Below are 26,099 nucleotides of genomic sequence, written 5' to 3' on the forward strand. Positions count from 1 at the left end.
TTTTTGTAAAAAAAGCTGGAGGCAATCGATTACCCCCTGTATAATGCCGCGGCAATATTTTATCACTTCAGGTCGGGATATTGCTATGCTACGAATCATTAAAGAAGCCCTCACATTTGACGATGTTTTACTCGTTCCTGCACATTCCACCGTGCTGCCAAATACCGCAGAACTTGCTACAAAACTGACAAAAAACATTCGCTTAAACATTCCGATGGTTTCCGCCGCAATGGACACCGTGACCGAAGCCCGTTTGGCGATTGCGCTGGCACAGGAAGGTGGCCTTGGCTTTATTCATAAAAATATGCCGATCGAGCGTCAAGCAGACGAAGTGCGTAAAGTTAAGAAATATGAAACTGGCGTAGTGTCTGAACCTCAGACTGTCCTGCCAACCACTACCCTGGCAGATGTTAAGCGTCTGACCGAAATCAATGGTTTCGCCGGTTATCCAGTGGTTAACGCTAGTAACGAACTAGTTGGTATTATTACCGGCCGTGATGTGCGTTTTGTCACCGACATGACCCTGCCGGTTTCTGCGGTGATGACACCAAAAGAGCGCTTAGTGACAGTCAAAGAAGGCGAGTCCCGCGACGTGGTTCTGCAGAAAATGCATGAAAAACGTATCGAAAAAGCGCTGGTGGTCGACGATGCCTTCCATCTGACCGGTATGATCACCGTTAAAGATTTCCAGAAAGCCGAACGTAAACCTAATGCCTGTAAAGATGCTAAAGGCCGTTTACGTGTTGGTGCGGCAGTCGGTGCCGGTGCCGGTAACGAAGAGCGTGTCGATGCGCTGGTTGCCGCCGGTGTTGATGTCCTGCTGATCGACTCCTCACACGGTCATTCAGAAGGTGTTTTGCAACGTATTCGTGAAACCCGTGCTAAATACCCAGACTTGGAAATCATCGGCGGTAACGTCGCCACCGCCAACGGTGCCAAAGCACTGGCTGATGCCGGTGTCAGTGCTGTTAAAGTCGGTATCGGCCCTGGCTCTATCTGTACTACCCGTATCGTTACCGGTGTCGGTGTGCCACAGATTTCGGCAGTAGCAGATGCTGTTGATGCGCTGGAAGGCACAGGTATTCCAGTTATTGCTGACGGCGGTATCCGTTTCTCTGGTGATATTGCCAAAGCCATTGTGGCCGGTGCCTCCTGTGTGATGGTTGGTTCAATGCTGGCCGGTACTGAAGAATCGCCGGGTGAAATCGAACTTTACCAAGGCCGTTCGTTCAAGTCTTACCGTGGTATGGGTTCACTGGGTGCGATGTCAAAGGGGTCTTCCGACCGTTACTTCCAGACCGACAACGCCGCTGACAAACTGGTACCGGAAGGTATCGAAGGTCGTGTGGCCTACAAAGGTCGTCTGAAAGAAATCATCCATCAGCAGATGGGTGGCCTGCGCTCCTGCATGGGTCTGACCGGTTGTCAGACTATCGATGACCTGCGCACCAAAGCGGAATTTGTCCGTATCAGCGGCGCGGGCATCCACGAAAGTCACGTACATGATGTGACCATCACCAAAGAAGCGCCAAACTATCGCACAGGCTCTTAATTTCACCTGAATCCTCACGCCCGGTCACACCGGGCGTTTTTAGTAAATTTATTGCCCGGAAAAAACTGCAATGACGACGGAAAATATTCATAAACATCGTATTCTGATCCTCGATTTCGGATCGCAGTACACACAGCTGGTGGCACGCCGTGTTCGTGAGCTGGGTGTTTACTGTGAACTTTGGGCCTGGGATGTGACCGAAGAACAGATCCGCCAGTTTAATCCAAACGGCATTATCCTTTCCGGTGGCCCGGAAAGTACCACCGAACACGACAGCCCGCGTGCTCCAGACTATGTGTTTAACGCTGGCGTACCGGTACTGGGTGTCTGCTACGGTATGCAGACCATGGCGATGCAGCTGGGTGGTCAGGTTCAGGGATCGACCGAGCGTGAATTTGGTTTTGCACAGGTTGCGGTTAAATCTGAGAGTGCGCTGGTCAAAGGGATCCAAGACAGCCTTGACGCCGCAGGCGTTCCGCAGCTGGATGTGTGGATGAGCCACGGCGATAAAGTCACTGCTATCCCGCAGGGCTTTGTTACCGTCGCCAGCACCGAAACCTGCCCGTTTGCCATTATGGCTAACGAGGAAAAACGTTTCTACGGTGTGCAGTTCCACCCAGAAGTCACCCATACCCGTCAGGGCATGGAATTGCTGAAGCGCTTTGTGATCGATATCTGTGACTGTGAAGCGTTGTGGACCCCGGCAAAAATTATCGATGATGCGGTCGCCCGTCTCAGCGAGCAGGTTGGTGACGACCAGGTGATCCTCGGTCTGTCCGGCGGTGTAGACTCCTCTGTCACAGCGCTGTTACTGCACCGTGCGATCGGTTCTCGTCTGACCTGCGTATTTGTCGATAACGGTCTGTTACGTCTCAACGAAGCAGAGCAGGTAATGGAAATGTTCGGTGACCAGTTCGGTCTGAACATTGTGCATGTTAATGCCGAAAACCGTTTCCTGGATGCTCTGGCGGGTATCGACGAGCCAGAAGCCAAACGTAAAACCATTGGCCGTGTATTCGTTGAAGTGTTTGACGAAGAAGCGCTTAAACTGGACAACGTAAAATGGTTGGCTCAGGGGACTATCTATCCGGACGTTATCGAATCTGCCGCTTCGGCGACCGGTAAAGCGCACGTGATCAAATCACACCACAACGTGGGCGGCTTACCAAAAGAGATGAAGATGGGGCTGGTTGAACCGCTGAAAGAGCTGTTCAAAGATGAAGTCCGTAAAATCGGTCTGGAACTGGGCCTGCCTTACGACATGCTGTACCGTCACCCATTCCCAGGACCAGGCTTAGGTGTCCGTGTACTGGGTGAAGTGAAGAAAGAGTACTGCGACCTGCTGCGTCGTGCAGATGCGATCTTTATCGAAGAACTGCATAAAGCCGACCTGTATAACAAAGTCAGCCAAGCCTTCACCGTGTTCCTGCCGGTACGTTCGGTAGGTGTCATGGGCGATGGCCGTAAGTACGACTGGGTTGTTTCCCTACGCGCAGTCGAAACCATCGACTTTATGACCGCACATTGGGCACATCTGCCGTATGACTTCCTTGGCCGCGTCTCCAACCGCATCATCAATGAAATCGACGGTATCTCCCGTGTTGTCTATGACATCAGCGGCAAGCCACCGGCAACCATTGAGTGGGAATGATTTAACGCCTGGCAACAGCCTGCACAGTTAAGCAATAAAACACTCTAAGCCCGCGTCACTGCGGGCTTTTTTGTTTTTGTGTCTGGCACTTTCTGGCAATCTTCTGCATTGCCAAGCACCGTGACTTTGTTGAATAAATCGAACTTTTTCCTAATGGAAGGATCAGATCTTCCATCATCCCGATAACGCAGGCAGTACAGTGGCAAAGCAGAAGTTCAGAATCACTAACTGGAAGGCCTACAACAAAGCCCTTATCGAGCGTGGTTCCCTCACTTTTTGGCTTGATGAAGAGGTTGTTCAGGCATTGTATGAGCCAGCAAAGCCCACATCACGTGGGCGACCTCCGCGCTATTCTGACCTCGCCATCACCACCGTCCTGGTAATTAAACGCGTATTCCGTCTGACCCTACGGGCCGCTCAGGGATTTATTGATTTCATTTCTGCCCTGATGAACGTTCCGTTGCGTTGTCCGGATTACACCTGCGTCAGTAAACGGGCAACTTCGGTTAATATCAGCTTTAAAACGCCCACCCGGGGTGAGATATCTTATCTGGTGATTGATTCCACAGGGCTTAACGTCTTCAGTAAAGGCGAATGGAAAGTTAAAAAACACGGTAAAGAGCACCGCCGTATCTGGCGTAAGCTGCATTTGGCTGTGGATGCCAAAACACATGAAATTATCTGTGCTGACCTGTCGCTGAACAACGTTACAGACTCAGAGGCCTTCCCTGGACTCATCCGGCAAAGCCACCGGAAAATCAGGTGCGCCGCTGCAGACGGCACTTACGATACCCGGTAATGTCACGATGAACTGCGGCGTAAAAATATCTGCGAGCTCATCCCTCCCCGGAAGGGTGCGGGTTACTGGCCTGTTGAATATGCAGACCGAGATCGTGCTGTTGCGGATCAGCGCCTGAGCAGGAGCAATATACGATGGAAATGGACAACGGAATATCACCGTCGGCCAATAGCGGAAACCGCGATGGACCGGGTAAAGCAGTTGTTGGGTTGTTCACTGCTCCTGCGTACCTACGACGCTCAGGTAGCAGAGGCTATGGTCATGGTGCGGGCGCTGAACAAAATGACAAAGGCCGGAATGCCTGAAAGCGTGCGCATTGCATAAAATACAACCTGCTGCGGGGAAGCCCAGCCAAAATCTGATTTATTCAACAAAGTCCTTTTGAGGTAGTGGTCTGGATGACGGATGGCTGGCCGTTGTATGAGTCATGCCTGAAGGATAAATTTCACGTTATCAGCAAGCGCTACACACAAAGAATTGAGCAGCATAACTTGGATCTCAGGCAGCATCTGGCAAGGCTAGGAAGGAAGTCTCTGTCATTTTCAAAAATCAGTTGAACTGCATGAAAAAGTTATCGGGTACTACATGACAATAAATCACTATCAATAAATTGGAGTCATTACCCAGTTCACGTTACATTCATTGCGCAGAGAATAATGTGTCCGCAGACCCGGACACTGATGTTGTTACCTGCATGTCCTGAAGCCGCACTTTCAGAGGTGCGGCCTGAGTTGCTATGAAGCTTTCCTGTTTCGGAATGCAGCCACTTTCATGCGATTGCCGCAGGTGGCCATGCTGCACCAGCGCCGGCGATGGGATTTACTCAGATCGTGAAAGAGTAAAATGCAGTTATGGGCTTCACACTGCCGCACGTATTTGAACTTTTCATCCGTGACCAGCTTCACAAGCGCATCGGCTATGGGCCAGAGGAGGCCTGCTGGGCTGCCAGCACTTGAACAAACATCCACACGATAGCGTTGTGTATCCTGCTCCCATTTCAGCCGCGTTTCAGGGCACCCTGTCTCAAGAATTCGGTTAATCACCGTCAGGTCTGACTCACTGGACTTCATGGCAGCATGCACGACCGCGCGAGCTGCACCGCGCAGCTGGCGGGCCTCCTCGAGTAACCCAAGCGGAGCCATAGTTCCTTTCGGCACAAGGCCCACAGTTTGCAACCAGTCGATAACGCTCAGAGCGTCATCAAAGCAATCATGCCGGTCTTCGCCCGTCCCGTATTCACTGTTGATGAAGTCCAGCGCGAGATTATCGGCCAGGAAGAGAGGGGGGGAAGAAAGATTTTTGATTTCCATATACACCTGTAACCCATTAAATAATTTTGACAGGTTACCGGAATTTTATGTAACCTTCAATTCGGTATTTTAATGGTTACTCGGGATTGCTATGGCGTCTTCACCTTCGGGATTATCGACTGTAGATAACACAACGGCGCAGGTGCACCACCGCTACAAGCGGGCGGGCGATGTTAATGTCTTTTGCCGTGAGGCCGGCGATCCGAGTTCGCCAGCCCTGCTGGCAGTCTGGGGAAAGCACGAACCGTTTTTCATGGCCGCAGGCGCTGAGGCCTGGAAGCGCGATATCCCGGATGCAGAGGTAAACTTCTATGATACAGGCCACTTCGCGCTCGAAACGCATGCGAAAGAGATAGGCGACGATGCTTGGGAATTTCTTGACCGTCATGTCCGTCAGGCGGGTTGATCCGCTTCAGACGTTCAGCAGCCCGGAGCCGGGCGAGCAGGAATGGCGGGTGGACTCGCTAAAAGAAACCGGTAGCCACTGTTTTCCCGATGAGAGGCGTGGCTGTCCGAAGCTAAACAAAAATTTCACATACCACAGGCGCGCTGGTCGGTTGACGATCGAGCCTTAACAGAGCCATTAACAAGAGGACAGGAACAATGCCGTTAACTCATGGTGTACAACATGTTGGTTTAGCCGTATCAAATCTTGAAGAGAGCGCAGCGTTCTTCACTGATTTACTGGGCTGGCAGGAAGTCAAACGACGTGACGATTATCCGGCCATCTTCGTGAAAGACGGTGCAGTGATGCTCACACTCTGGAAGACGCAAACGGAAGAACCCGTTCCGTTCAATCGTAAAAACAATGTCGGACTCCATCACCTGGCTTTGCAGGTGGAGACTAAAGAGGGCCTTTACCAGATCCTTGAAGTGTTGAAGGCAAATCAGGTTGAAATTGAATTCGAGCCCACCCTGCTCCGCGAGGGGCAGTCTATGCACATGATGTGCTACGAGCCGAGTGGCATACGGGTTGAATTCTATTACTCAGGTTAAGTAATTTCTGAGGCCCTGTGCCAGGGACATTACCTTGATGCCATATCAGGGAGAAGTTCCTGGCGGCTGTTGTCCGGGCTATTACCATCCTGTTAGCCGGATTGCTCACCGCAGGATGGCGGCAAGGCTGCTCCCCCGCGTGAGCCATGCACTGAGAATGCCGGGGTATGGAATAGTCCGCTTCACGTCCTCGGGCATTCAACAGGTTTTTTGTACCTTCAGTGAAGGCATTTTTCTCGCTTCAGGTGCCAGAAAATATTTTGCTTCGTCGGAGCGAGTTCTGGTCTTACAGCAACGCTAGACGATCCTAGGAGGTGTCCCATGCAGCAGACACGCAGTGTCTTTCATAACGGTGAGCGTGCAGTACAGGCACGTGCCGAAGTGCCAGATGAATGGCTTAAGCAGGTGGAGGGCTTTGTGCGCCCCGAGATGCCTCTGCAACATCGTAACTTCTTTGAAAATCTCCAGATGCTGATTCTGGGACTGCTCGATTCAGACGGCCGGCCGTGGTGCGTTCCGGCTCTCGGGTCACCAGGATTCCTGGTTTCCCCCACTCCGGACACACTCGAGATCCACCGGGACCCCGTTCTTTCGCAGGAATTCGGCCTGGATCTGTCACCCGGCGCCAGCGTTGGCGCGCTCGGGATTGACCTGTTCAGCAGACGCCGCAATCGAGTCAATGGCCGGATACAACATGCCTCAGCAGGTGTAATGACCATCATGGTCGATCAGAGCTTCGGAAACTGTCCGCAGTACATTCAGGCCCGCCAGCTACCTCCTAGCAAGGACGAGCCGGAAGCTGCGAGTCGCCGGCGCGGCAGCATAACCGATCCGGCAGTTCGTCGGATTATTGAGGCCGCTGACACTTTCTTTATCGCCTCCCGTGAGGCTGGTTCGCTGGATGGTGGAAGCGCCGGTATCGATGCCTCGCACCGGGGCGGGCGTCCGGGATTTCTCGGTATAAACGGGAACGGAACGCTCTCCTTTCCCGATTTCTCCGGCAATCGCTTTTTCAACACGCTGGGCAACATCGAGAATGACGGCCGGGTTGGCCTGTTCGTTCCGGATTTTGAAACGGGTGAGGCAGTGGTGCTCACGGGGCGCGGTTCCGTCGACTGGGATCCCGACCGTATCAGGTCGTTTGAAGGTGCCGAGCGCATCGTAGACGTGGTACCGGAAGAAATCTGGCATGCCAGTGCCGTGCTGCCGGTTATCGGGCCCGAATCCGAGCCGTGGCCCGGACTTGTTGCCACGGGTACCTGGAAAGATGCGCGTCTGACCGCACTCAAAACGGGTGGCTACAGGCGCTTCCGGGTAGCGTCGAAGATTAAAGAGAGCGATAACATCACCTCTTTCTACCTTACACCTGCAGATGGTGGTTCGGTTGAGATGCATCAGGCGGGACAGTTCCTGCCGGTACGACTTCGAAGTAATGGTGAGATAATTCAGCGTAGTTACACAATTTCGCAGGGACCAAACGGGCAGAACTATCGCCTCTCGGTCAAGCGAGAAGAATACGGTGTAGCGTCCCGGCTGCTGCACGACCATTGTGAAGCCGGGGACGTCATCGAGGTAGGGTCACCTGCGGGCAGCTTCGTGCTGGATGACAGCACCCAGCCGATCGTCATGCTTTCCGGGGGCGTAGGTATAACACCCATGATGGCTATGCTTGATGCGCAGATACTGGCTCTTGAAAAAGGGGCATCCCGGCGCATGGTTTACTTCGTCCATGCGACACAGAACAGTGCCAGCCAGGCGTTTCGTCTCAAGCTCAGGGCTATGGCCCAAAGATACGACTGGCTTCGTCTCTTCACGACATACAGTGCTCCCGGCCCGGAGGACAAACTGGGGGATACATACGACACTGAGGCGCGGCTCAGCGTGGATGCTCTCAGCAGGCTGCTACCCTTTGGCGGCTATCAGTTTTACTTGTGCGGGCCGGAAAGTTTTATGCGATCGCTTTATGCGGGGTTACGGGAAATTGGAGTGGATCCTTCGCATATCCACCATGAATTCTTCGGTGCTGGCGAGCTCGGTGACCCCGGGGAGGAATTCCCGGCCGCAGTACTCCCTGAGAGTGCACAAGTCACTTTTACCTCATCGGAAGTCCAGGCCGAATGGACGAGTCAGAGCGGGACTCTTCTGGACGTTGCTGAAGTTGCGGGTCTCAGGCCCGACAACAACTGCCGCTCAGGAAAATGTGGCTCGTGCGCCGCCAAGCTGGTTTCCGGAAGCGTGCACTACCCACGCCAGCCAGCGATCGCTCCCGCCGACGGCGAAGTGCTGGTTTGCTGTGCTGTTCCTGCGGAAGGGCGCGTAGAAATAGAACTGTGAACGTTTCCGGTTTTTCGGGGGCGGGTTTTGAGCTAGTCGGGCAGCCCCGCCTGACTCACTCAGGCTGTGGCAGTTTTCCTCTGTCCATTTTGTGTGGTATCGGCACAGGACGCGGGCTGGCCACGTTTTTACATACCCTGAACCGAAAGCGACAGCACGCCGGCGGCCGGATTTTACCCAACAGGCTCCGTAATCCGGCGGCTTTGAATCCCCCTCAGACGGCCAGCGACCTTGCACGCAATTCGTCATTCAGGATCCGATCATTCTCGCCGTAGTCGACCGGGCTGTCGATTACGTGAACGCCTAGGGTCTTAATGCAGTGTTCCAGCAGGGGGAGCAGGGCTCCGGCGCTTTCAAAACGGTAACCACTGGCGCCGTACGCTTCTGCATATTTCACAAAATCCGGGTTGCCGTAGCCCACACCGAATTCGGGGGTAATGACTCCAATTTATTGATAGTGATTTATTGTCATGTAGTACCCGATGACTTTTTCATGCAGTTCAACTGATTTTGAAAATGACAGAGACTTCCTTCCTAGCCTTGCCAGATTCTGCCTGAGATTCAGGTTATACCGCTTAATTCTTTTTGTGTAACGATTACGGATGACGTGAAATTTATCCTCCAGGCGTGACTCATACAACGGTCGTCCATCCGTCATCCAGACTACTACGTCAAAAGGCGACAGCAGCGTCAGAAACTGCTCCAGGGTTGCTATCGTCCGCTCACCGAAAACGTGGCTACATCGCACCTGCGTACCCTGTTGTAGGCATAAAACCACCAACGCTGGCGTGATTTAGAGCCGATGTAGCCCCCATTGTTCATCCATTTCTGCGCAGACAATTACATCACTGCTCGGATGTATCCGTGAGGTTACTGAAAGGGGCTTGCATTTTTTTAAATGCCGGAAAGTAGTGTTTCAGACCAATGAAAATAATGTATGCACTGGCTCGACATCCAACGCCATTCATTACCATATCAATGATTTTCTGGTGTGTACCGTGTTGGGAGGCTGTATAGGTGAAAGTGAGTTGCCATGTCTTACGACACTGCTTGCAGAGATAGTGCTGATGACCGGCAGTACTTTTACCGTTACGGACAACGCCCTCAGTCCCAGCACAACGCACAGAAATGGAAGCCACAGAAGTACCTCGTAAACACCATCATATGCTAACTCAATAAGTTGGTAGCATTACCCGGAATTCAGAGGGAGATTGGTTTGGATAAATACCGTCAGTGATATAATTTATATCGCTTATTAACTATCCGATTTTATTATTCAAATAGCCCGAATACGAGCTGCCTTGTGATTAGGCAAGCACGACTTTTACGCTGCCCGGTGTCAGGCGCGGCTTTCCGACTACAATTTTCACATCGCGTCCTAGGCTAGTCAGGCATTCCATCATTTTAGCTTCACTGATGCCGCGGAATTGTCCACTCAGCATGTTGGAGAGCTTGGGTTGTGTCATTCCCAGCAGTTTTGCAGCTTGTTGTTGTGTCAGTTGACGGCTTTTGATGATATTACCAATAGCGGTGGCAAGTTGGGCTTTGACCCGCATTTCTTCGGCATCGTTCCTGCCGAGATCGGCATAAACGGTGCCGCTGCTGACTTCAATATCATCGCTCATAGTATGCTCCTTTGGCATGGTTTTCTGCGGCCTTCAGCCTTTCACTGATTTTATCCCTATCGGGCTTTGGTGTGGCAATTCCCGATAACGCCTTTTTCTAGAATGCGTGTAACACGTAAATGGCATTACCAAACTTAACGGTATATACCGCCCGATACGTATCACCGAGAAAGTCTTCTACTACCTCGAGTACACCAGCGCCACCAAATCCTTTGAGTGGCTTGGTCTGGGAATGTTTACCGCCTTGCTGCACCAGATACAGGGCATAGCCAAAAATATCCTGTATATCGTCGGGCAATGATTGAAGATCTTTCTTACTACTACCGACCCAATGCAGTGGCTTCATCCGTGTTATCCCTGCGCTAGATTATACCTATATGGGTATAAAATATCATGGCGGATGGTCAATGTATAGCCAAACTGTGAGAGGAATATCTTGGGTGTGTTTATGCCGTTAGCTCCCCAGGATATCCCGCGCAGCTAAGCGTAGTGCGGCTCCTGTTATCCGAATTGAGTGGTTGCACAGAGTCGCTCAGTCGATACTGTTAAAGAGTACCCCTTTTGACCCTCTGGTTTCAGACTACCAGCACGGGTTAAGTCACAGGTAATGACCCATTTAATTAATAACGCCCTAAACGTGAGGTTTAGCGACTTACCCCGTATGGATATAAAGGTGGCATCCATAAGAAATCCCTATGGCATTTCGCGTAGTGGATCGGTGGTGGCTATGTTATCAACTGTCTGTCGTTAAAAGCATTTACCGGTCTCTGGGAGAATGAAAATGAAAAAAGGTCTGACGCTGAGTCTGTTATTGTCAGTGGGGGCATTCAGCCATTTATCTTATGCTGAGCAGACCCTGAGTTTTGGTGTGGATCCGACTTTCCCGCCGTTTGAATCTAAGGCTGCTGATGGCTCCTTACAGGGCTTTGATATTGAACTAGGGAATGCGATCTGCGCCCAGGCCAAAGTAAAATGTCAGTGGGTGCAATTAGGCTTTGATGGCAGTATTCCTGCGCTGCAAGCCAAAAAGTTTGATGCCATTCTTTCTGCCATGTCGATGACGGAGAAGCGTCGTCAGCAGGTCGATTTCAGTAATATGATTTACAGTACCCCCAGCGCAGTGTTAGCTCCGGCCACTAGCCCGATCAGTACCGATATTCGCAGCCTGCGTGGCAAAACCATTGGTGTGGCTCAAGGCACTATTCAAGAAAGCTATGCTCAATCGCAATGGGCGTCTCAGGGTGTGAATATTGTTTCATATCCGAATCAGATGGACGTTTATCCTGATCTGGTGGCGGGGCGTCTGGACGCTAGCGTTGCCAATGCGGTGTCAGCACAACAGGGTTTCCTGAAATCACCGGAGGGTAAAGGGTTTGTGATTAAACAAATGTTGAATAATAAAGCCATTCTCGGGGCCGGGGTGGGCATCGCGGTACGGAAAGGGGATAGCGAACATCTTAACTTGATCAATACCGCGCTGGCAGAAATTCATGCCAATGGCACCTACGATAAGCTTGAGAAAAAGTACTTCGCTTTTAAGGTCTATCCTTAATAGGACATCCCGTCTCTGTCCAGTAGGTGGAGACGGGCCGACTTGGTTAAGTTTCGGGTTAGAGAGAGAGCAGAGCTTTCTTAAAGGATAATGTATGACGTCGGGCAGCAGTGACGCACTGTTGTTGATCTCTGCCGGCAAGGGCATCAATGATCGCATTATGTTCTGCCACGACCTCCTGAATATGCCCAGCATTGGACAGTGTTTTTGCCCAAAATCGCTGTGCCTGTGCATGGATGACATCAAGTAGTTCTGCCAGCCTTTGATTTCCAGCAATGTCAGCCAGTTGCTGATGAAAACGTTGATCCAGCAACATTAATGTTTCTCTGTCTGCCGTGTTTCCCGCCACGGCTATCTGCTGATTCAACTCGCGCAACTGTCGGATCGAGCGATCACTGACTTTTCCTGCTGCGAGCTGCATGCAGAGAGCTTCATTGACCAGACGTACTTCAATTAACTCTAAGGCATCATCCATGGAGAGTGGGGAAACCATAACGCCTTTGCGTGGCAGAATTTTTAGCAGTCCTTCGGTGGCTAACCGGTGTATGGCCTGATTTATCGGTGTACGGCCCAGTTGTAAATCTTCCATCACCGCCGCGGTGTTCAGATACTCTCCGGGTTTGTATTGGAGTGTAATGAGCCGGTGCCTGAACATTCGGTAGGCCTGTTCGTTTAGAGAAACTTTACTTTTTAGCGGGCGGTTATCCGTAGTGATCCATGTTTGGCTCATCGATTGATCCCGTTTTCTGTTGATATCCCATATTACCTTACATTCTGGCATGAAAATCGCTTATTTAATATGCCAGTGAAATTTCACTGTATTTTCAATTGTAGGGGAAAGCGATGCAATTACAGTTCGAGATCAGTACAGAACAGGACTCAACGATGACTGTAGAGGTTAACCACCTGGTGATTGCGGGTTGGGCTGGCCGAGATAAAGACGCAGTGATGCACCATATTAGGGAGCTTGAGGCCTTGGGTGTGCCCGCTCCTGGTGCAGTGCCGTTGTTTTACCGAGTGGCAGCGCAGCAGCTGACTCAGGACGGTGTCCTGGAAGTGGTTGGTGAGCAAACATCTGGAGAAGCCGAACCGTTTATCTTCTTTACCCAAGGTGAGTGGTGGGTATCACTGGCCTCTGATCATACCGACAGGCAGCTTGAAACGGTCAGTGTGGCGCTGTCTAAACAGGTTTGTATCAAACCTGTGGCGGCCATGGCATGGCGAATGAGTGAGGTGCTTGAGCATTGGGATAGCTTACAGTTGTCCTCACAGATCAAAGAACAGGGTGAGTGGGTAAACTATCAGCAGGGCACACTGGCAGCATTACTGCCACCGGGCGACCTGATCGAACGTTATTCTGCTATCAAAGAAGCCGGAGAGGGACTCGCCATTTCATGTGGGACATTAGCTGCCCTTGGCGGGATCCGACCCGCTAACGAATTTCGGATGGAATTATATGATCCGGTACTGAAGCGCACGATTTCTCACCAGTACACCACTGAGTGTCTACCGGTAGTGGCCTAATAACCGCAAAGCTCTCCATCATCAGATCAGTGAGTAGCAACTCGAGCCTTCACCAGGGCAAGCCACTGTCATAACACATCGCCCACAGAGGCAGCAGGACAGTTTACCAGCATGATGCTTGAGGTCGGACGATGTTTACCGTCTCAGCAGGGTATTCAGACCACTTATTTAGGGGGCGATTTCTGATGAAAGTAAAGTTGTACAGAGGTCATTACCCTGAGTCACCCCATAACGATCAACAGGCTAAACTGGCAGTCTTTGACAGAATGGCCCAGTACCGTGAATGTGGAATGTCATCAATACATCAGATTTATCAGGAACAGACAGATGAATAAAAATAATCCTCAGGGTAGGGCCGGTAAGCAAAAAGTGACCGTTGGACGTCTGGCTGCGGCCAGTTCAATTGGTACCGCATTAGAATGGTACGACTTCACAATTTATAACATCATGGCAGCACTGGTGTTTAACCATGTTTTTTTCCCTGACTTCGACCCTTTAGTCGGTACCATCTTGGCTTTTTCGACCTATGCGGTGGGCTATATCTCCCGTCCATTAGGGGGCTTTATTTTTGGTCATTTGGGAGATGTTGCCGGACGAAAAATAGTACTGATGGTAACGCTAGTGATTATGGGGATCACCACCGCATTGATGGGTGTATTGCCAGGATATCAGGCCTGGGGGGTCTGGAGTCCAATACTGCTGGTGTCCCTGCGCTTTATTCAGGGGGTAGCGTTAGGTGGCGAATGGGCTGGTGCGGTATTGCTCTCTATGGAACACGGTGATGCGGATAAGAGAGGGAGAAATGCTTCTTTTGCTCAAGTCGGCCCATCCTGTGGCACCCTGATTGGCACCGGCATTATTACGCTAGTGACCGTACTGATCAGTGTGGACAGTTTTCAAGACTGGGGTTGGCGCATACCGTTTCTACTGAGCTTAGTGCTGGTGGTCTGCGGATTATGGGTTCGTCGCGGTGTTGAAGAAACTCCAGACTTTGTTGAAATGCAGCAACAAGAAAAAACAGCAGAGATGCCGCTGAAGGAGGTGTTTGTTAACTATCCTAAGCAACTCCTCATCGCTGGCGGGTCCCGGGTCGGTGCGGATGTGATGTATGCGTTAGTGGTGGTTTTCACCCTAACTTATGTGACCACAGTATTGCATCTGCCGCGGCCGCTAGCCTTGATTGCGACGATGTTGGGAGCGATAGGTAATGCCATCACTGTTCCAGTATTTGGTGCGCTGTCAGATAAGTGGGGACGGCGTCCGGTGTATATGGCGGGAGCGGTGCTGGCAATAGCCTGGTCGTTTATCTTTTTCGGTCTACTCAACAGTGAAGAGCCGGTGTTGATTGTTCTGGCGGTCATCGGTGGTTTGCAGGTACATGCCATGATGTATGGCCCACAGGCCTCGTTCATTACAGAACAATTTCCAACCCATGTTCGTTATGCCGGATCATCACTGGCCTATACTCTTGCAGGTATTGTTGGCGGAGGATTTGCGCCATTAATTATCACCTCGCTGTTTAAAAGCACTGGGACGACCCTGTGGGTGTCGCTGTATGTCAGCTTGGCATTATTAGTGACATTGCTTGCGTTATGGAAAGCCAAAGAGACTGCGTATCGTCGTCAGTAATGTTGTTGCGGTGACCCTCAGCCTAGTGGGATGACTCACTAGGCTGACAGGGCACGGTATACTATGCCTTATCGGTTTGGTGTTCCCCTCAGATGACTCTACTACAAAGATTTCCTTACCTGTTTCGCAGGGGGCAGTACGCGTAAGACATTGCTGGACTTCACTTGTGAGCGTTATCGTGGCGGATCCTCGCGATTATTGTGTTGTGGTGAATATGCGCTCGAGCCAGGCGGCGAAAGCGTTGATTTGCGCGACCTGTTGCTCATTGAAATCCGTTGGCTGCTGACAGGCTGCCAGCAGTCGTTGCGTCTCATCACTTATCTGTGGGTAGCGCGCCTTAAGTTTATCCGCATAAGCGAGAAGTGAGCCTGGCCAATCAGTGTCGTCTGCCTGACGCAGAATATTGGTTGCCCTTAAAAATTTTCGGGCTGCGGCACGAATGAGTAACCTGCGTTGCAGCTGATCATCACTGTTTTCCGCTTCGTTTAAATAGCGACTTATCACCGGCATAAAGTCACCATTAATAGCAATCGCAATGGCTTTCGAGGGGGTGAAAGGCTGGAAATAGTGTCGCAGATCCTCACCATAGAGGCAGCAACATTGGTGCCCAAGAAAGCGTAACGAAGCTAAGCTGCAAAATGGTAGGACACTCTGGCCGCGCAGTAAAAAAGTGGCGACCAATGCATTAGTGAAGGCCGGTTACCGGTGTGAATGTGGGGATCACCCATTGTTTAAGCGCCGCACTTCAGACTTAAATTATACCGAGCCGCACCATTCAATCCCGATGAGTAGCCAGCCACAGTTTACGCATTCGCTGGATATCGAAGAGAACATTGTTTCATTATGCTGTAACTGCCATAAGCAGATACACCTCGGGGCAGGGCATGAGTCGATGCTGGAACACCTGTTTAACCAGCGTAAAGCATTATTGGCGGAATGCGGGCTGACCCTCAGTTTTCAGCAATCATTAGCACTGTAGTAATAAAACCTCCTGAAAATGATCCGCGAATGAGGATCCGACAATCAGGATCGCGATCGTCAGATCCTCGTGCAGGGGTATTATTGGCTGCTGCTGCGTTGAATACTGCCGATAAACGGCAGCCTTAACGCCAATGGCGAAAATTGGACACCCATATCCAGCCCCAGCAGGTTGATTTCAACACCCTCCACTGGTCCGATATTCACCCCCACCAATCCCATCAGTGAGAATTGGAAACCTCTCCCCGAAGGGGGGAGGCCAACGGGATCGGTCAGTGAACGGTAGTCTTTACCGATGGCATTGGCCGGTAGGTTCAGTTGCAACGCGGGTACATCGCGGCCGATATGGGCAAGGAAAGTGTTACTGTTTGGCCCCGGGTAAGCATGATAGGTCGTTTTCCACGGGTAAGACGTAATCGCTCGTTCAATTTGTGGGATCAGGGCGGCAGCCTCTGGACCGCGTTTATCCACTAATAAGTGAGGGCGGGCACCAAACCAGTAATCATCAGCCCCATGGCGATTACGGCGGATTTTCTCACCGGCCCCCCATTCGGTGACTTCATAGCGGGTATAGCGAGTTTCCCCGACTCGTTTGAAAATAATCCATGGATGGACCGCGACCTTACCGCGCCAGCCATAAGTCGGTGCATCATAAACTTGTACTATTGCAGTGTTAGCCAACTGGCGCGGATCCGGCGCTTGTCCAGAAGAGGTTTGGCGTGCTGCCCACCAGCCTTGTCCTTCCGCAACTCCCGGATGGGTGTCGTGCATCATACTGGCAGCAAGAGAGAAGATAATCACCACAAGAAACAGCAGACCTGAAACTTTCAGTATCGGCATCGCATACTCCTAAAAAGGGGGATTACATTAACTATAGTTTATGGAGTTAACCGGATGACTGAGCACGGAAAAGCGTGAGTATCGCAAGGTAAAACCTTAAGACCTTAAGGATGAGGACAACGGGGGACTCAATGGCACGATAACAGCTAAAAAAATCCTCAGTCAGGCAGGGAAAAGGGATAAGCAGTAGTAATAGGAACTTAGGGTGAACTGTGACGACAGGGTATCTGGAAATTAATGACCACTTTCTTCACATAGAGAGACAGAAGAAAGCGGTCATTATGCGAGGCTATTAGATGTGTTGGTCGTCAGGGGTTTTGGAAACCACCATTTCTAACGCATTTCGCAGAATATCCAGTTGCATCGGATCAGACGTGTTTTCCAGTTCGGCAATCAGGTACAGAATGATAGCTTTATTGGTCGCTTTACGACCGCTGAGAACAATATCGTTCACAATGGCGCTCAGTACGGCAGTTTCGGCGCTAGGATCATCAGTAGATGAGTGAAAGTAATGAACGATGTCTGCTTCCGGAGTTGTTGTCTGTTGCACGTTGTTATCCACTCGTAGTTTTGAAAGTTTTGAGCGACTGAAATACTCAGCCAGGAAATTAAAATTTGTTCTTGATGAAGCCTATAAAAATTGCCGGTTTTAGTGTTTTTTAAATCCTGTTACCGGAAAAACAGAAAACGATGACCGTTCTGCTTTTGCCGAGCGCCTGGCGGATGAGAAGTGTGCATTAACTTCCGCCAAGGCAAAAATCAGTGCATTTTTGCGTTCAGGCTGTGTTTCACTGGCCATCATCTTTCGCAGACGATGAGCTAATGTGGCTCCGTTAAGCGCGGCGTTTTGTTGGAGCAGGCTCATAATGGCCTCACCGAGCAGAGTTTCCGTTAATTTTTCCTGTTTGCTTCGCATGACTGATTGACTGAATCTCTCTGTTCAGAAGATTTACTGGTTATCCGGATTGACCCATTCGGCGGATTAATCCGTTAGTACCAGGCTGATCAGGTGTTGATAGTGCTGTGTCTGTTCAACGCTGGTAGCTTGATTTAGTCGGCTGAGCAGTGCCTGACAGATCGCTTTGCGGTTGATGTTTTTGCCGCTGGCCAAGATCTCCAAAACGATCTCCCCGAACGTTTCTTCTCCGGAAAGCTCTTCGGCGTTGAAATAATGGATAATTTCTGCTGCACTTCCCTGACTGATACTGTTCTGCCGCATGCTGACCTCTCTGTAATGTTGACTTGCTTTGATGAACAGCAATCCTTGAAATTGATCGCCGGGTTGTACAACTATGCAAACCTCGCACAATCTTGCTCAATGTGTACAACCAATATAAAGTTGTACAACTTTATGTTTTGTCAAAATGTGCTTTTTTATTAACGAAAGCTTTACTTTTATCGATTAACTTTACGATTGGTCGATTTATAGATGCCTCTCATCCTTACAGAGTCTCCATTACAGGAAGTGTATATACAGACATGATTTATAATAAAATTTTTGGTTTTATTGGTTTTATGTAAGGTAGCGAATAACATTATTGGCAAGTAAATTTTTTTGTCGAATAGCAGGCTAACTATCTATATTAGCAGCTAATTATTAAAGGATTTCCGACGATGAACAGTCTCTCTTCGCAAGTGAAACATGACCTGAGATTGGGGTTACTCTGCCTGCCAGTGATGGTAATTATTTCACTGGTCGGACTAATCAGCGGCCATGTTCCTGCCGCCAGTATTGCAGCGGGTGGTGCCATGACGCTCTCATTCGGTGCTAATAAGACCTGGGGCGGGTCATCGTTTGTAATGCTGTTTATCACAACCTTGGGATTGATGCTGTCCGCCTGGCTTGGGACCTTGGCCGGTAACAGTGTGCCTGTCTATATCATTGGCGCCATCCTTTATACCGGCTTGTATGTGATGATGGGGAATATCGACAGTAGTGCGTGGTGGATGTTACAGCAATGGGCAATTGCGTATCTGATCTCTGGCTACTTTTCCGACTCCTTGGTCCATGATGCCGAGCGTGCTGCCATGATTGGCCTTGGCAGTGCTTTACAGATGTTATTTTTGGCAGTGGTCTATGACCATACCAAATTTAGAGTTAAGGATATGAGCCCGCGGCTATGGCTGATGTTTCTACAGAAAAATACTGCTGGGTACCGCAAAAAATTACATGTTCAGTGGTCTGTGTTCACCGGAATATTGGGAATGGGGGTCGTATTACTGATTGCGCGGGGGGTGGATGTACCTAATGGTTATTGGGCAGGGATGACCCTGTTACTCTGTTTACGCAATAGCTACCATGACTCGTTGGGACGGGCTCGTAGTCGAGTGATAGGCACATTATTGGGTGGGGTTTTTGCGGCGTTAATGCTGAATTATTATCCCGTACAATGGTTTATCGTCAGCGCCTTTATCTTTTTTGGCTTTATTTCATTCACGCTCTCTTACTCGCTGATCCAAAAATCCTACTTGGTCTACAGCATTTTTATGACTATGACAGTGGTATTTATGATCTCGGCGTTTACTGGCCCGCAGACAGGAATTGCGCTGCATCGTATTGAAGCAACTCTGCTCGGAGGTGCGGTGGCGATTGCGGCGTTTGTGATCACGCGAGTGATCACCCGTAGGGATATCGCCACCGGTGAGGAGCAGTAAAGTCGGTTAATCAACAGTTGTATCGCTTTGCCCCTTGTTACAGCCCCTGTCGGGGCTGTTTTTATTTGTATCCAAAAGGAGACGCTACTTTACGCAGAAGTTCCTGTGGCAAAGCTGACCCCACCCATCATTTCGAGACCGTGATTGTACTCTGGCGGTAGCGGTAGCGGAGGCGGCAGATATATCAGTATTGCTGTTTTTAAATACCCTTTTAATTACAATTTAGAAACATCTATCCTAGGGCAATTTGCGGAAATACCCCTACAAAGTGGCTTTGTAATCGCTACCATCGACCAATATATGAACAATTAAGTGTATGTGTGTCACTTATGTCAGTTTTTAGGTTTTATAAATGTATTAAAAATGTTTTTAAAATGTATAATCTGGGCGCAAATTTTATCAGGGACTGCACTATGAACTTGTTATCAAAAGATAAGCCATTGTGGCTAAGAGCCGGCAGCTTGCTGCTAGCGGTGCTATTGATCGCCACAGCACTGTTTTTCATCATCGGCGGGGTGAAGTTACTCAGCCTAGGGGGAAGTGCTTACTTCCTGATTTCCGGTGTACTGATGCTGATCAGTGGTATTCAGTTGCTGCGCCTGCGTTCTTCCGGCGCGTTGCTCTACCTGATGACCACAGTTGGCACGGTTATTTGGGCTTTAGCGGATGCTGGCCTCAGTTTCTGGCCATTAATTTCCCGCCTGATGTTCCCGGGAGGGCTGGCGATCCTGGCCTTCTTCCTGCTGCCGTCACTGCGCCGTTATGAGAACCGTGCCAGCCTATGGAAAGGTTCATACCTGCTCGGGCTGCTGTCCGTCGTTGGCTTTGTCGCGGCATTTGCTGGGATGTTTGTCCCGCATGATCCGGTTGAATTCTCCGGACAGCAGAAGTCGCTGGTGCCGGTTGCCAAAGACCAGATGCAGAAAAATTGGGACAACTACGGTAATACCCCGGGGGGTAGCCGTTTTGTGGCCCTAGACCAGATCAACCGTAATAATGTCACCGAATTGAAACCGGCTTGGACCTTCCATACGGGTGATACCCCGTTAAGTCCAGACGGTAACGGTGCTGAAGATCAGCAAACTCCGTTACAGGTTGGTGATAAGGTATTCCTGTGTACGCCGCACAATAACGTGATTGCGGTGGATGCCGATACCGGTAAACAACTGTGGAAAGCTGAAATTAATGCGAAATCCTCAGTGTGGATGCGCTGCCGTGGTCTGGCTTATTTCGATGCGACACAGCCGTTACCACAACCTTCAGTTCCAGGCAGCACAGCTCCTGCACCGGTTGCCGCTGTAGAGACTAACAGCTGCCCGCGTCGTATCCTGATGAATACCATTGATGACCGTCTGATTGCACTGAATGCTGACAACGGTCAGCTCTGTCAGGATTTCGGTAACAACGGTACTGTCAATCTGCTGGAAGGAATGGGGCATTCGCCTGATCCTCAGTATGTCCTGACTTCTGCGCCAACTCTGGCTGGAACCACTGTGGTGGTCGGCGGACGTGTCTCTGATAACGTCAGCACCGATATGCCGGGTGGGGTGATCCGGGGTTATGATGTAATGACCGGTAAGTTACGTTGGGCCTTCGATACTGGTAATAAAGATCCTAATGCCGCTCTGCAACCGGGCCAGCATTATGTCAGAAGTACCCCGAACTCTTGGGCACCGATGTCCTATGATCCCTCCATGAACACCGTGTTTATGCCGATGGGCAGCTCTTCTGTGGATATCTGGGGGGCTAACCGTACCGCACTGGACCACAAATATGGCGCGTCAATCCTGGCGGTCGATGCCACTACCGGTAAAGAGAAGTGGGTCTATCAGACGGTGCACAACGACCTGTGGGACTTCGACGTTCCGATGCAGCCGAGCCTGATTAACTTCAAAACCAGCGATGGCTCTGAAAAACCCGCGGTCGTCGTCGGCACCAAAGCCGGACAAATCTACGTGCTGGATCGCCTTACCGGGCAACCACTGACCAAAGTGGAAAATGTGGCGGTGAAAGGTGGCGGTATTCCGGGTGAGCAGTACAGCTATACCCAGCCACGTTCCGTCGGTATGCCGCAAATCGGTGCTCAGACCCTGAAAGAGTCTGACATGTGGGGTGCGACGCCGTTTGACCAGTTAGTCTGCCGTATCAGCTTTAAATCAATGCGTTATCAGGGGCTGTACACGGCACCGGGTACTGATAAATCACTGAGCTTCCCAGGTTCGCTGGGAGGGATGAACTGGGGCAGCATTTCAACGGACCCCGTAAACCACTATATCTTTGTCAACGATATGCGTCTGGGTCTATGGCAGCAGCTGATCCCCGCTGATCCGAACGCCAAAACCGGTGTGAATACTGGTGGTGAAGCGGTGAATACGGGGATGGGTGCGGTACCGATGAAAGGTGCGCCGTATTCAGTGAATAAAAACCGCTTTATGTCACCGCTGGGTATTCCGTGTCAGGCACCGCCATTCGGCACCCTGAGTGCTATCGATATGAACACTCAAAAAATCGTTTGGCAGGTACCGGTGGGTACGGTACAGGATACAGGTCCATTCGGTATTAAGATGGGAATGAAAATGCCTATCGGTATGCCGACACTGGGCGGTACTCTGGCAACTCAGGGGGGGCTGGTGTTTATTGCCGGCACCCAGGATTACTACCTGCGCGCCTATGACAGCTCAACCGGTAAAGAAGTATGGAAAGCACGTCTGCCAGTGGGCAGTCAGGGTGGACCAATGAGCTACGTCTCGCCGAAAACAGGCAAGCAATATGTCCTGATTTCTGCCGGCGGTGGTCGTCAGTCTCCGGATCGCGGTGACTATGTGATTGCTTACTCCCTTGACGGTAAGTAAGTAGCCGCCAATAAAAAGCCCCCGTACTTTACCGTACGGGGGCTTTTTTATCCTCGCGATCAGTGTAATAGGAACAAGGTCGCCAGTCCGAGGAAGATAAAGAAGCCGCCGGTATCGGTCATGGCGGTGATCAGCACACTGGAGCCCACCGCTGGGTCACGTTTTAACTTGGTCATAATTAGCGGGATCATTACCCCCATAAAGGCAGCTAGGATCAAGTTAAGTACCATCGCCAGCATCATGACACCGCCGAGGGCGACATCGTGGTACATCAACCAAGTAATGCCTCCCATAATACCGCCCCATAACACACCATTGATCAGTGCGACGCCTAATTCACGCAGAAACAGAAATGAAAAGTTACTAGGTTCGACTTGGCGTAATGCCAGAGCACGGACAATCATGGTGATGGTTTGATTACCGGTATTACCGCCGATACCCGCCACAATCGGCATCAGTGTTGCCAGTGCAACCAGGTGTGCAATGGTATTTTCAAATAATCCAATCACCCGTGAGGCGACAAAAGCGGTACAGAGATTGAGTGCCAGCCAACCACAACGGTTACGTACTGCTTTGGTAACTGGTGCAAACACATCCTCTTCCTGACTGACGCCACCCATTTTACGGATATTATTTTCGTTCTCTTGGTTGACCATATCGATAATGTCTTCAACGGCGATACGACCGATCAGTCTCTGCTGTTCATCGGTGACGGCGGCTGAAATCAGGTTATAACGTTCAAAGGCGCTGGCCGCATCTTCGGCTTTGTCTTCCAGATGGAAAGTGACCGGTGACGGGTTCATGACCTCGCTGACCAGACGCTGCGGATTATTCAGCAGAATATCGGTCAGCAGCAGCTCACCCAGCAGGGTATTGTCATTATCGATGATAAACAGTTTATCGGTCCCGTCAGGGACAGAGCCTCTGCGGCGCAAAAAGCGCTGTACTACCGCTAGACGAGTATCTTTATGGAGGGTGATAAAATTAAAGTCCATCACCCTGGCGACGCCATCAACATCATTTTTGATGATATTAAGCAGGTCTGCTCGCTGTTTCGGTCGCAGTGAGGTCAGCAGCCTGCCGGTGAGGTCTCGCGACAGAAAGCGCGCCAGCCATGCCTGATCATCAATATCCAGTGGCTGAATGGCGCGCAGCAAGTCTTTATCGCTCATCCGCTCGGTCAGGCTTTCCCAGACATTCTCAGAAGCCTCCACCAGAATACGGCCGCGACGATCGACCGGCACCAGATGCCAAAGGGCCAATCGAGCATCTTCTGGAAGGGATTCGAGAATATCGGCCATATCCGCGGCGTGCAGCGACGACGCAGCCGAAAATAGGGTCTGGCATTCGGCATTCAGGCGCGGGTCCTTCAGTGACTCATCGTCGGATGAGCGTTTAAGCAAAGCATTAATCAGTGCAGAGTTGTTCAGCAGGGTAGTGATGATCTGGTGGCGTCTTTGCTGTAACTTTTCGGAGTGAGGTCCTGACATAAAACATCCTCTGTTTTGGGTAACACAGTTATTGAGTGTAGACAGTGACGCAGGGAGCGGAGATATTTCGGTGGTTGTGTCTACCACCGGCGTCAATTAACCACCGCCAGTAGGAATATTATCCCTGCGGACGTGAACGTCTGGCTATTTAATCGAGTTTTTCTGTGCCAGCAAGGTGGCAAAACGCATTTTTATCCGTTGACCATTGGCATCGCGTTTATGCAGTTCACCAAAGTGCTGGTTATACCTGAGAATATGCCAGTTACGGTAATAGTGGCTCAGCTCACCCGATTTAAAGGTAAACGGAAAGTCCAGTGGGCAGGGGGCGTCTGCGGTATCCATGGCCGCAACGATCAGGTTAAAGCCTTCTTTGGCGGTGGCTGCCTGCATATCGGCAATCAATTGCGGGATGGTGTGTGGTTGTAGAAACATCATCACCACCGTCGATATCACCAACTGATAGCGGCCATTAAAGCGGTGCTGATTGAGATCAATCTGCTGCAGGTTGATACCCTGCAGCTGTTCCTGCTCAATGATCTGCTGCAACTGTGCCAGGCTCGCTGGGTTATTATCCCAAGCGGTCACCTCAAAACCGTGACTATTAAGGTACAGGCTGTTGCGTCCTTTGCCACAGCCGATATCCAGGGCTGCGCCGCCGGGGGGGAGATGGCGCATGGCTGACCGCAGCTCTGAATGCGGTAGGGTCAGTTGATACTTGTCGGCAAAATAGTCATCGGCAAGACTGGCCGGTAAGGATTGCTCGTCCATATTTCGCACCTCTATTGCTGCTCACGCAGGATCAGTTGCCATCCGGTGACATCTTGCCAGTAACTCTGTTCTCGCTCCAGATCCAGATGCACTAACGCATTCTGGCTAAAATAGCCGTGTGGGAAAATCAGCGTCCAATGACCGTCATCGGTCGACAATGTCAGTGATTCAGGGCGGGTGGTCGCCTGACGCTGATTACTTAACAGTGCCGCCAGCCGTAGGATAAAGATCAGTGGTAAAAACTGTTTCTTCTTAAAGGATAAGAAGCGTGGAAACTCATCCGGCTTGACCCCTTTACGGTGATAGCGTACTAGGGTGGCCAGCAGCAGTTGCTGAGACTGGCTAAACCCCGGCATATTCGAGTGCTGTAGAATATAAGAGGAGTGGCGCTGCATACCGCTATGGTTGATGGATAAGCCGACTTCATGGAGCATCGCTGCCCATTGTAATAGGGCGGTTAATTGTGGATTGGCCAGTTTTGGGTTCTGCTCCGCCCATTGCTGATGCAGGTGTTTGACAATTTCCAGCACCCGCGCGGCCTGCTCACTGTCGATAGCATAGTGATTGGCTAAGCTCTGAGCGGTTCGGGTACGGATATCCTGATGGCGGAAGCGGCCTTCCATTTCATAGAGCACCCCTTCACGCAGCGCACCATCGGAGAACAGTAACTCACGGATCCCCAGCGCATCAAAGACGCCGCGCAGGATAGCGAGACCCGGTACGAAGACACTTTTACGATCCTCGGACAGGCCCGGTAGGTCTAAATCGTCGAAATTGTCGACACGCATCACTTCATCGTATAAACGGTCCAGCCCCTCAGGGGTAATACATTTCTCTTTATCACCCAGCGCACTCAGTACTTCACAGGCCGCTTTGATGGTGCCCGAGGCCCCGAGGGCATATTTCCAACCATGCAGACGGAACTGCCATGACAGGCTTTCCAGTTTCTGCGCGGCGGCCAAGCGAGCGCGCTTAAAATTGGCCGCAGAGATTTCTCCGCCGGGAAAATAGAGTTGGCCGAAGCTGACACAGCCCATACGACGGCTTTCCACTAGCTGTGGTTCAAAGTCTTCGCCAATCACCAACTCCGTTGAGCCGCCGCCAATATCGATCACCAGTTTACGGCCTTTTTCTGGCTGAGTGTGTTCCACGCCCATAAAGATCAGTCGTGCTTCTTCGTTACCGGCGATAATTTCAATTGGGTAGGGGATCACTTCTGCCGCGCGCTGTAAGAACTCTTCAGCATTACTCACCACCCGCAAGGTATGGGTGCCGACAATAGAAACACTGGCCGCATCAAAGCCCTGTAGGCGCTCGGCAAACAGCGACAGGCAGGCCAGTCCGCGACGAATACCTTCTTCACTGAGGCGGTTATCGGCGCCAATGGCATCCGCCAGATGGACACGTTGTTTCAAACGGCTGAGCACCTGTAATGCCCCATCTACAACCCGGGCGATCACCATATGAAAGCTGTTAGATCCGAGGTCAATAGCTGCAAATTCCTGAGGTTTAACGGCTGGTTTAGTCATTTTTGGCATAGGAAA

At 50.9% G+C, this 26,099-nt stretch carries 22 protein-coding genes and 5 pseudogenes; 13 read left to right on the forward strand and 14 right to left on the reverse strand.

Features of this window, described 5'->3' with window-relative positions; genetic code table 11:
- Window positions 1-85 precede the first annotated feature (85 nt).
- From guaB to DW47_RS16780, 4 genes and pseudogenes are all read left to right on the forward strand, one after another.
- Window positions 86-1,552 carry an IMP dehydrogenase gene (gene guaB / locus DW47_RS0102135; RefSeq protein ID WP_038027047.1) on the forward strand — a complete coding sequence of 489 codons (1,467 nt, stop codon included), beginning with the start codon at window positions 86-88 and terminating at the stop codon, window positions 1,550-1,552.
- A 70-nt stretch (window positions 1,553-1,622) separates the two neighbouring features.
- Window positions 1,623-3,203, forward strand: coding sequence for a glutamine-hydrolyzing GMP synthase (gene guaA, locus DW47_RS0102140; protein WP_029684685.1), 1,581 nt, complete (start codon window positions 1,623-1,625; stop codon window positions 3,201-3,203).
- 199 nt (window positions 3,204-3,402) lie between these two features.
- Window positions 3,403-4,326 (forward strand): annotated as a pseudogene (locus DW47_RS16180) (IS5 family transposase).
- Between the two features lie 50 nt (window positions 4,327-4,376).
- Window positions 4,377-4,611 (forward strand): annotated as a pseudogene (locus tag DW47_RS16780) (IS1 family transposase); the annotation flags it as partial.
- A gap of 125 nt (window positions 4,612-4,736) precedes the next feature.
- Here the strand turns inward: DW47_RS16780 and DW47_RS0102150 are convergent.
- Window positions 4,737-5,312 (reverse strand): CGNR zinc finger domain-containing protein, encoded by a 576-nt coding sequence (locus tag DW47_RS0102150; protein ID WP_029684686.1) that lies wholly within the window; start codon window positions 5,310-5,312, stop codon window positions 4,737-4,739.
- A 211-nt stretch (window positions 5,313-5,523) separates the two neighbouring features.
- Here DW47_RS0102150 and DW47_RS16785 point away from each other — a divergent pair.
- The 3 genes and pseudogenes from DW47_RS16785 to DW47_RS0102165 all read left to right on the forward strand — a co-directional run.
- Window positions 5,524-5,718, forward strand: a pseudogene (locus tag DW47_RS16785) (alpha/beta fold hydrolase); the annotation flags it as partial.
- A gap of 197 nt (window positions 5,719-5,915) precedes the next feature.
- A complete protein-coding gene (locus DW47_RS0102160; RefSeq protein WP_029684689.1) occupies window positions 5,916-6,308 on the forward strand; it encodes a VOC family protein in 393 nt (130 codons plus the stop codon).
- A 321-nt stretch (window positions 6,309-6,629) separates the two neighbouring features.
- Window positions 6,630-8,642 carry a 2Fe-2S iron-sulfur cluster-binding protein gene (locus tag DW47_RS0102165; RefSeq protein ID WP_029684690.1) on the forward strand — a complete coding sequence of 671 codons (2,013 nt, stop codon included), beginning with the start codon at window positions 6,630-6,632 and terminating at the stop codon, window positions 8,640-8,642.
- A 214-nt stretch (window positions 8,643-8,856) separates the two neighbouring features.
- Here the strand turns inward: DW47_RS0102165 and DW47_RS0102170 are convergent, their stop codons facing one another.
- The 4 genes and pseudogenes from DW47_RS0102170 to DW47_RS16190 all read right to left on the reverse strand — a co-directional run bounded on the left by DW47_RS0102170 (window position 8,857) and on the right by DW47_RS16190 (window position 10,613).
- Window positions 8,857-9,063 (reverse strand): thiamine pyrophosphate-dependent enzyme, encoded by a 207-nt coding sequence (locus DW47_RS0102170; RefSeq protein ID WP_038027023.1) that lies wholly within the window; start codon window positions 9,061-9,063, stop codon window positions 8,857-8,859.
- A 27-nt stretch (window positions 9,064-9,090) separates the two neighbouring features.
- Window positions 9,091-9,781, reverse strand: a pseudogene (locus DW47_RS17180) (IS1 family transposase).
- A 168-nt stretch (window positions 9,782-9,949) separates the two neighbouring features.
- Window positions 9,950-10,267, reverse strand: coding sequence for a helix-turn-helix domain-containing protein (locus DW47_RS0102180; protein WP_029684694.1), 318 nt, complete (start codon window positions 10,265-10,267; stop codon window positions 9,950-9,952).
- Window positions 10,257-10,613: pseudogene (locus DW47_RS16190) on the reverse strand (type II toxin-antitoxin system RelE/ParE family toxin). Before DW47_RS16190 ends, DW47_RS0102180 begins: the two are co-directional and overlap by 11 nt.
- A 435-nt stretch (window positions 10,614-11,048) precedes the next feature.
- Between DW47_RS16190 and DW47_RS0102190 the strand changes: the two are divergent.
- Window positions 11,049-11,819, forward strand: coding sequence for an ABC transporter substrate-binding protein (locus DW47_RS0102190; protein ID WP_029684695.1), 771 nt, complete (start codon window positions 11,049-11,051; stop codon window positions 11,817-11,819).
- 58 nt (window positions 11,820-11,877) lie between these two features.
- Here DW47_RS0102190 and DW47_RS0102195 read toward each other — a convergent pair whose 3' ends face one another.
- On the reverse strand, window positions 11,878-12,549 hold the full coding sequence (locus tag DW47_RS0102195) for a GntR family transcriptional regulator (protein WP_029684696.1): 672 nt from the start codon (window positions 12,547-12,549) through the stop codon (window positions 11,878-11,880).
- A 113-nt stretch (window positions 12,550-12,662) separates the two neighbouring features.
- Between DW47_RS0102195 and DW47_RS0102200 the strand changes: the two genes are divergently transcribed.
- Together DW47_RS0102200 and DW47_RS0102210 are read left to right on the forward strand one after the other, a co-directional pair.
- On the forward strand, window positions 12,663-13,343 hold the full coding sequence (locus DW47_RS0102200; RefSeq protein ID WP_029684697.1) for a DUF2848 domain-containing protein: 681 nt from the start codon (window positions 12,663-12,665) through the stop codon (window positions 13,341-13,343).
- A gap of 327 nt (window positions 13,344-13,670) precedes the next feature.
- Window positions 13,671-14,972 (forward strand): MFS transporter, encoded by a 1,302-nt coding sequence (locus DW47_RS0102210; RefSeq protein ID WP_029684699.1) that lies wholly within the window; start codon window positions 13,671-13,673, stop codon window positions 14,970-14,972.
- A gap of 195 nt (window positions 14,973-15,167) precedes the next feature.
- Here DW47_RS0102210 and DW47_RS0102215 read toward each other — a convergent pair whose 3' ends face one another.
- Window positions 15,168-15,653: a hypothetical protein gene (locus DW47_RS0102215; protein WP_051150801.1), complete on the reverse strand. Its 486-nt coding sequence runs from the start codon at window positions 15,651-15,653 to the stop codon at window positions 15,168-15,170.
- Between DW47_RS0102215 and DW47_RS0102220 the strand changes: the two genes are divergently transcribed.
- Window positions 15,643-15,951: an HNH endonuclease gene (locus DW47_RS0102220; RefSeq protein WP_029684701.1), complete on the forward strand. Its 309-nt coding sequence runs from the start codon at window positions 15,643-15,645 to the stop codon at window positions 15,949-15,951. The two genes, DW47_RS0102215 and DW47_RS0102220, sit on opposite strands and share 11 nt — an antisense overlap.
- A gap of 80 nt (window positions 15,952-16,031) precedes the next feature.
- Here the strand turns inward: DW47_RS0102220 and DW47_RS0102225 are convergent, their stop codons facing one another.
- The 4 genes from DW47_RS0102225 to ycgZ form a co-directional block, all read right to left on the reverse strand.
- Window positions 16,032-16,790: a DUF3750 domain-containing protein gene (locus DW47_RS0102225; protein WP_029684702.1), complete on the reverse strand. Its 759-nt coding sequence runs from the start codon at window positions 16,788-16,790 to the stop codon at window positions 16,032-16,034.
- Between the two features lie 292 nt (window positions 16,791-17,082).
- Entirely contained in the window at window positions 17,083-17,340 is a 258-nt protein-coding gene (locus DW47_RS0102230) for a biofilm/acid-resistance regulator YmgB/AriR (RefSeq protein WP_051150802.1), read from the reverse strand.
- A 99-nt stretch (window positions 17,341-17,439) separates the two neighbouring features.
- Window positions 17,440-17,655 carry a hypothetical protein gene (locus DW47_RS0102235; protein ID WP_152473126.1) on the reverse strand — a complete coding sequence of 72 codons (216 nt, stop codon included), beginning with the start codon at window positions 17,653-17,655 and terminating at the stop codon, window positions 17,440-17,442.
- A 117-nt stretch (window positions 17,656-17,772) separates the two neighbouring features.
- Window positions 17,773-18,009 (reverse strand): regulatory protein YcgZ, encoded by a 237-nt coding sequence (ycgZ, locus tag DW47_RS0102240; protein ID WP_029684705.1) that lies wholly within the window; start codon window positions 18,007-18,009, stop codon window positions 17,773-17,775.
- Between the two features lie 395 nt (window positions 18,010-18,404).
- Here ycgZ and DW47_RS0102245 point away from each other — a divergent pair, with 395 nt between their 5' ends.
- Complete coding sequence (locus tag DW47_RS0102245; RefSeq protein WP_051150804.1) at window positions 18,405-19,445, forward strand: FUSC family protein; 1,041 nt, start codon at window positions 18,405-18,407, stop codon at window positions 19,443-19,445.
- 413 nt (window positions 19,446-19,858) lie between these two features.
- The gene (locus tag DW47_RS0102250) at window positions 19,859-22,297 is read left to right on the forward strand and encodes a glucose/quinate/shikimate family membrane-bound PQQ-dependent dehydrogenase (RefSeq protein ID WP_029684707.1); all 2,439 of its coding nucleotides are present in this window, start codon (window positions 19,859-19,861) and stop codon (window positions 22,295-22,297) included.
- Window positions 22,298-22,356: 59 nt separating this feature from the next.
- Here the strand turns inward: DW47_RS0102250 and mgtE are convergent, their stop codons facing one another.
- From mgtE to ppx, 3 genes are all read right to left on the reverse strand, one after another.
- Window positions 22,357-23,787 carry a magnesium transporter gene (mgtE, locus tag DW47_RS0102255; protein ID WP_029684708.1) on the reverse strand — a complete coding sequence of 477 codons (1,431 nt, stop codon included), beginning with the start codon at window positions 23,785-23,787 and terminating at the stop codon, window positions 22,357-22,359.
- Window positions 23,788-23,931: 144 nt separating this feature from the next.
- On the reverse strand, window positions 23,932-24,555 hold the full coding sequence (gene tehB / locus DW47_RS0102260) for a tellurite resistance methyltransferase TehB (protein ID WP_029684709.1): 624 nt from the start codon (window positions 24,553-24,555) through the stop codon (window positions 23,932-23,934).
- Between the two features lie 11 nt (window positions 24,556-24,566).
- Window positions 24,567-26,093, reverse strand: a complete 1,527-nt coding sequence (gene ppx, locus DW47_RS0102265) for an exopolyphosphatase (RefSeq protein WP_029684710.1) — start codon at window positions 26,091-26,093, stop codon at window positions 24,567-24,569.
- Window positions 26,094-26,099: the final 6 nt, after the last annotated feature.

This window comes from Tatumella saanichensis (assembly GCF_000439375.1).
Lineage (GTDB): Bacteria > Pseudomonadota > Gammaproteobacteria > Enterobacterales > Enterobacteriaceae > Tatumella > Tatumella saanichensis.

Coding starts and splice junctions, on each gene's coding strand:
- guaB (WP_038027047.1), top strand. CDS start 86: ATGCTACGAATCATTAAAGAAGCCCTCACATTTGACGATGTTTTACTC.
- guaA (WP_029684685.1), top strand. CDS start 1,623: ATGACGACGGAAAATATTCATAAACATCGTATTCTGATCCTCGATTTC.
- DW47_RS0102150 (WP_029684686.1), bottom strand. CDS start 5,312: ATGGAAATCAAAAATCTTTCTTCCCCCCCTCTCTTCCTGGCCGATAAT.
- DW47_RS0102160 (WP_029684689.1), top strand. CDS start 5,916: ATGCCGTTAACTCATGGTGTACAACATGTTGGTTTAGCCGTATCAAAT.
- DW47_RS0102165 (WP_029684690.1), top strand. CDS start 6,630: ATGCAGCAGACACGCAGTGTCTTTCATAACGGTGAGCGTGCAGTACAG.
- DW47_RS0102180 (WP_029684694.1), bottom strand. CDS start 10,267: ATGAGCGATGATATTGAAGTCAGCAGCGGCACCGTTTATGCCGATCTC.
- DW47_RS0102190 (WP_029684695.1), top strand. CDS start 11,049: ATGAAAAAAGGTCTGACGCTGAGTCTGTTATTGTCAGTGGGGGCATTC.
- DW47_RS0102195 (WP_029684696.1), bottom strand. CDS start 12,549: ATGAGCCAAACATGGATCACTACGGATAACCGCCCGCTAAAAAGTAAA.
- DW47_RS0102200 (WP_029684697.1), top strand. CDS start 12,663: ATGCAATTACAGTTCGAGATCAGTACAGAACAGGACTCAACGATGACT.
- DW47_RS0102210 (WP_029684699.1), top strand. CDS start 13,671: ATGAATAAAAATAATCCTCAGGGTAGGGCCGGTAAGCAAAAAGTGACC.
- DW47_RS0102225 (WP_029684702.1), bottom strand. CDS start 16,790: ATGCCGATACTGAAAGTTTCAGGTCTGCTGTTTCTTGTGGTGATTATC.
- DW47_RS0102235 (WP_152473126.1), bottom strand. CDS start 17,655: ATGAGCCTGCTCCAACAAAACGCCGCGCTTAACGGAGCCACATTAGCT.
- ycgZ (WP_029684705.1), bottom strand. CDS start 18,009: ATGCGGCAGAACAGTATCAGTCAGGGAAGTGCAGCAGAAATTATCCAT.
- DW47_RS0102245 (WP_051150804.1), top strand. CDS start 18,405: ATGAACAGTCTCTCTTCGCAAGTGAAACATGACCTGAGATTGGGGTTA.
- DW47_RS0102250 (WP_029684707.1), top strand. CDS start 19,859: ATGAACTTGTTATCAAAAGATAAGCCATTGTGGCTAAGAGCCGGCAGC.
- mgtE (WP_029684708.1), bottom strand. CDS start 23,787: ATGTCAGGACCTCACTCCGAAAAGTTACAGCAAAGACGCCACCAGATC.
- tehB (WP_029684709.1), bottom strand. CDS start 24,555: ATGGACGAGCAATCCTTACCGGCCAGTCTTGCCGATGACTATTTTGCC.
- ppx (WP_029684710.1), bottom strand. CDS start 26,093: ATGCCAAAAATGACTAAACCAGCCGTTAAACCTCAGGAATTTGCAGCT.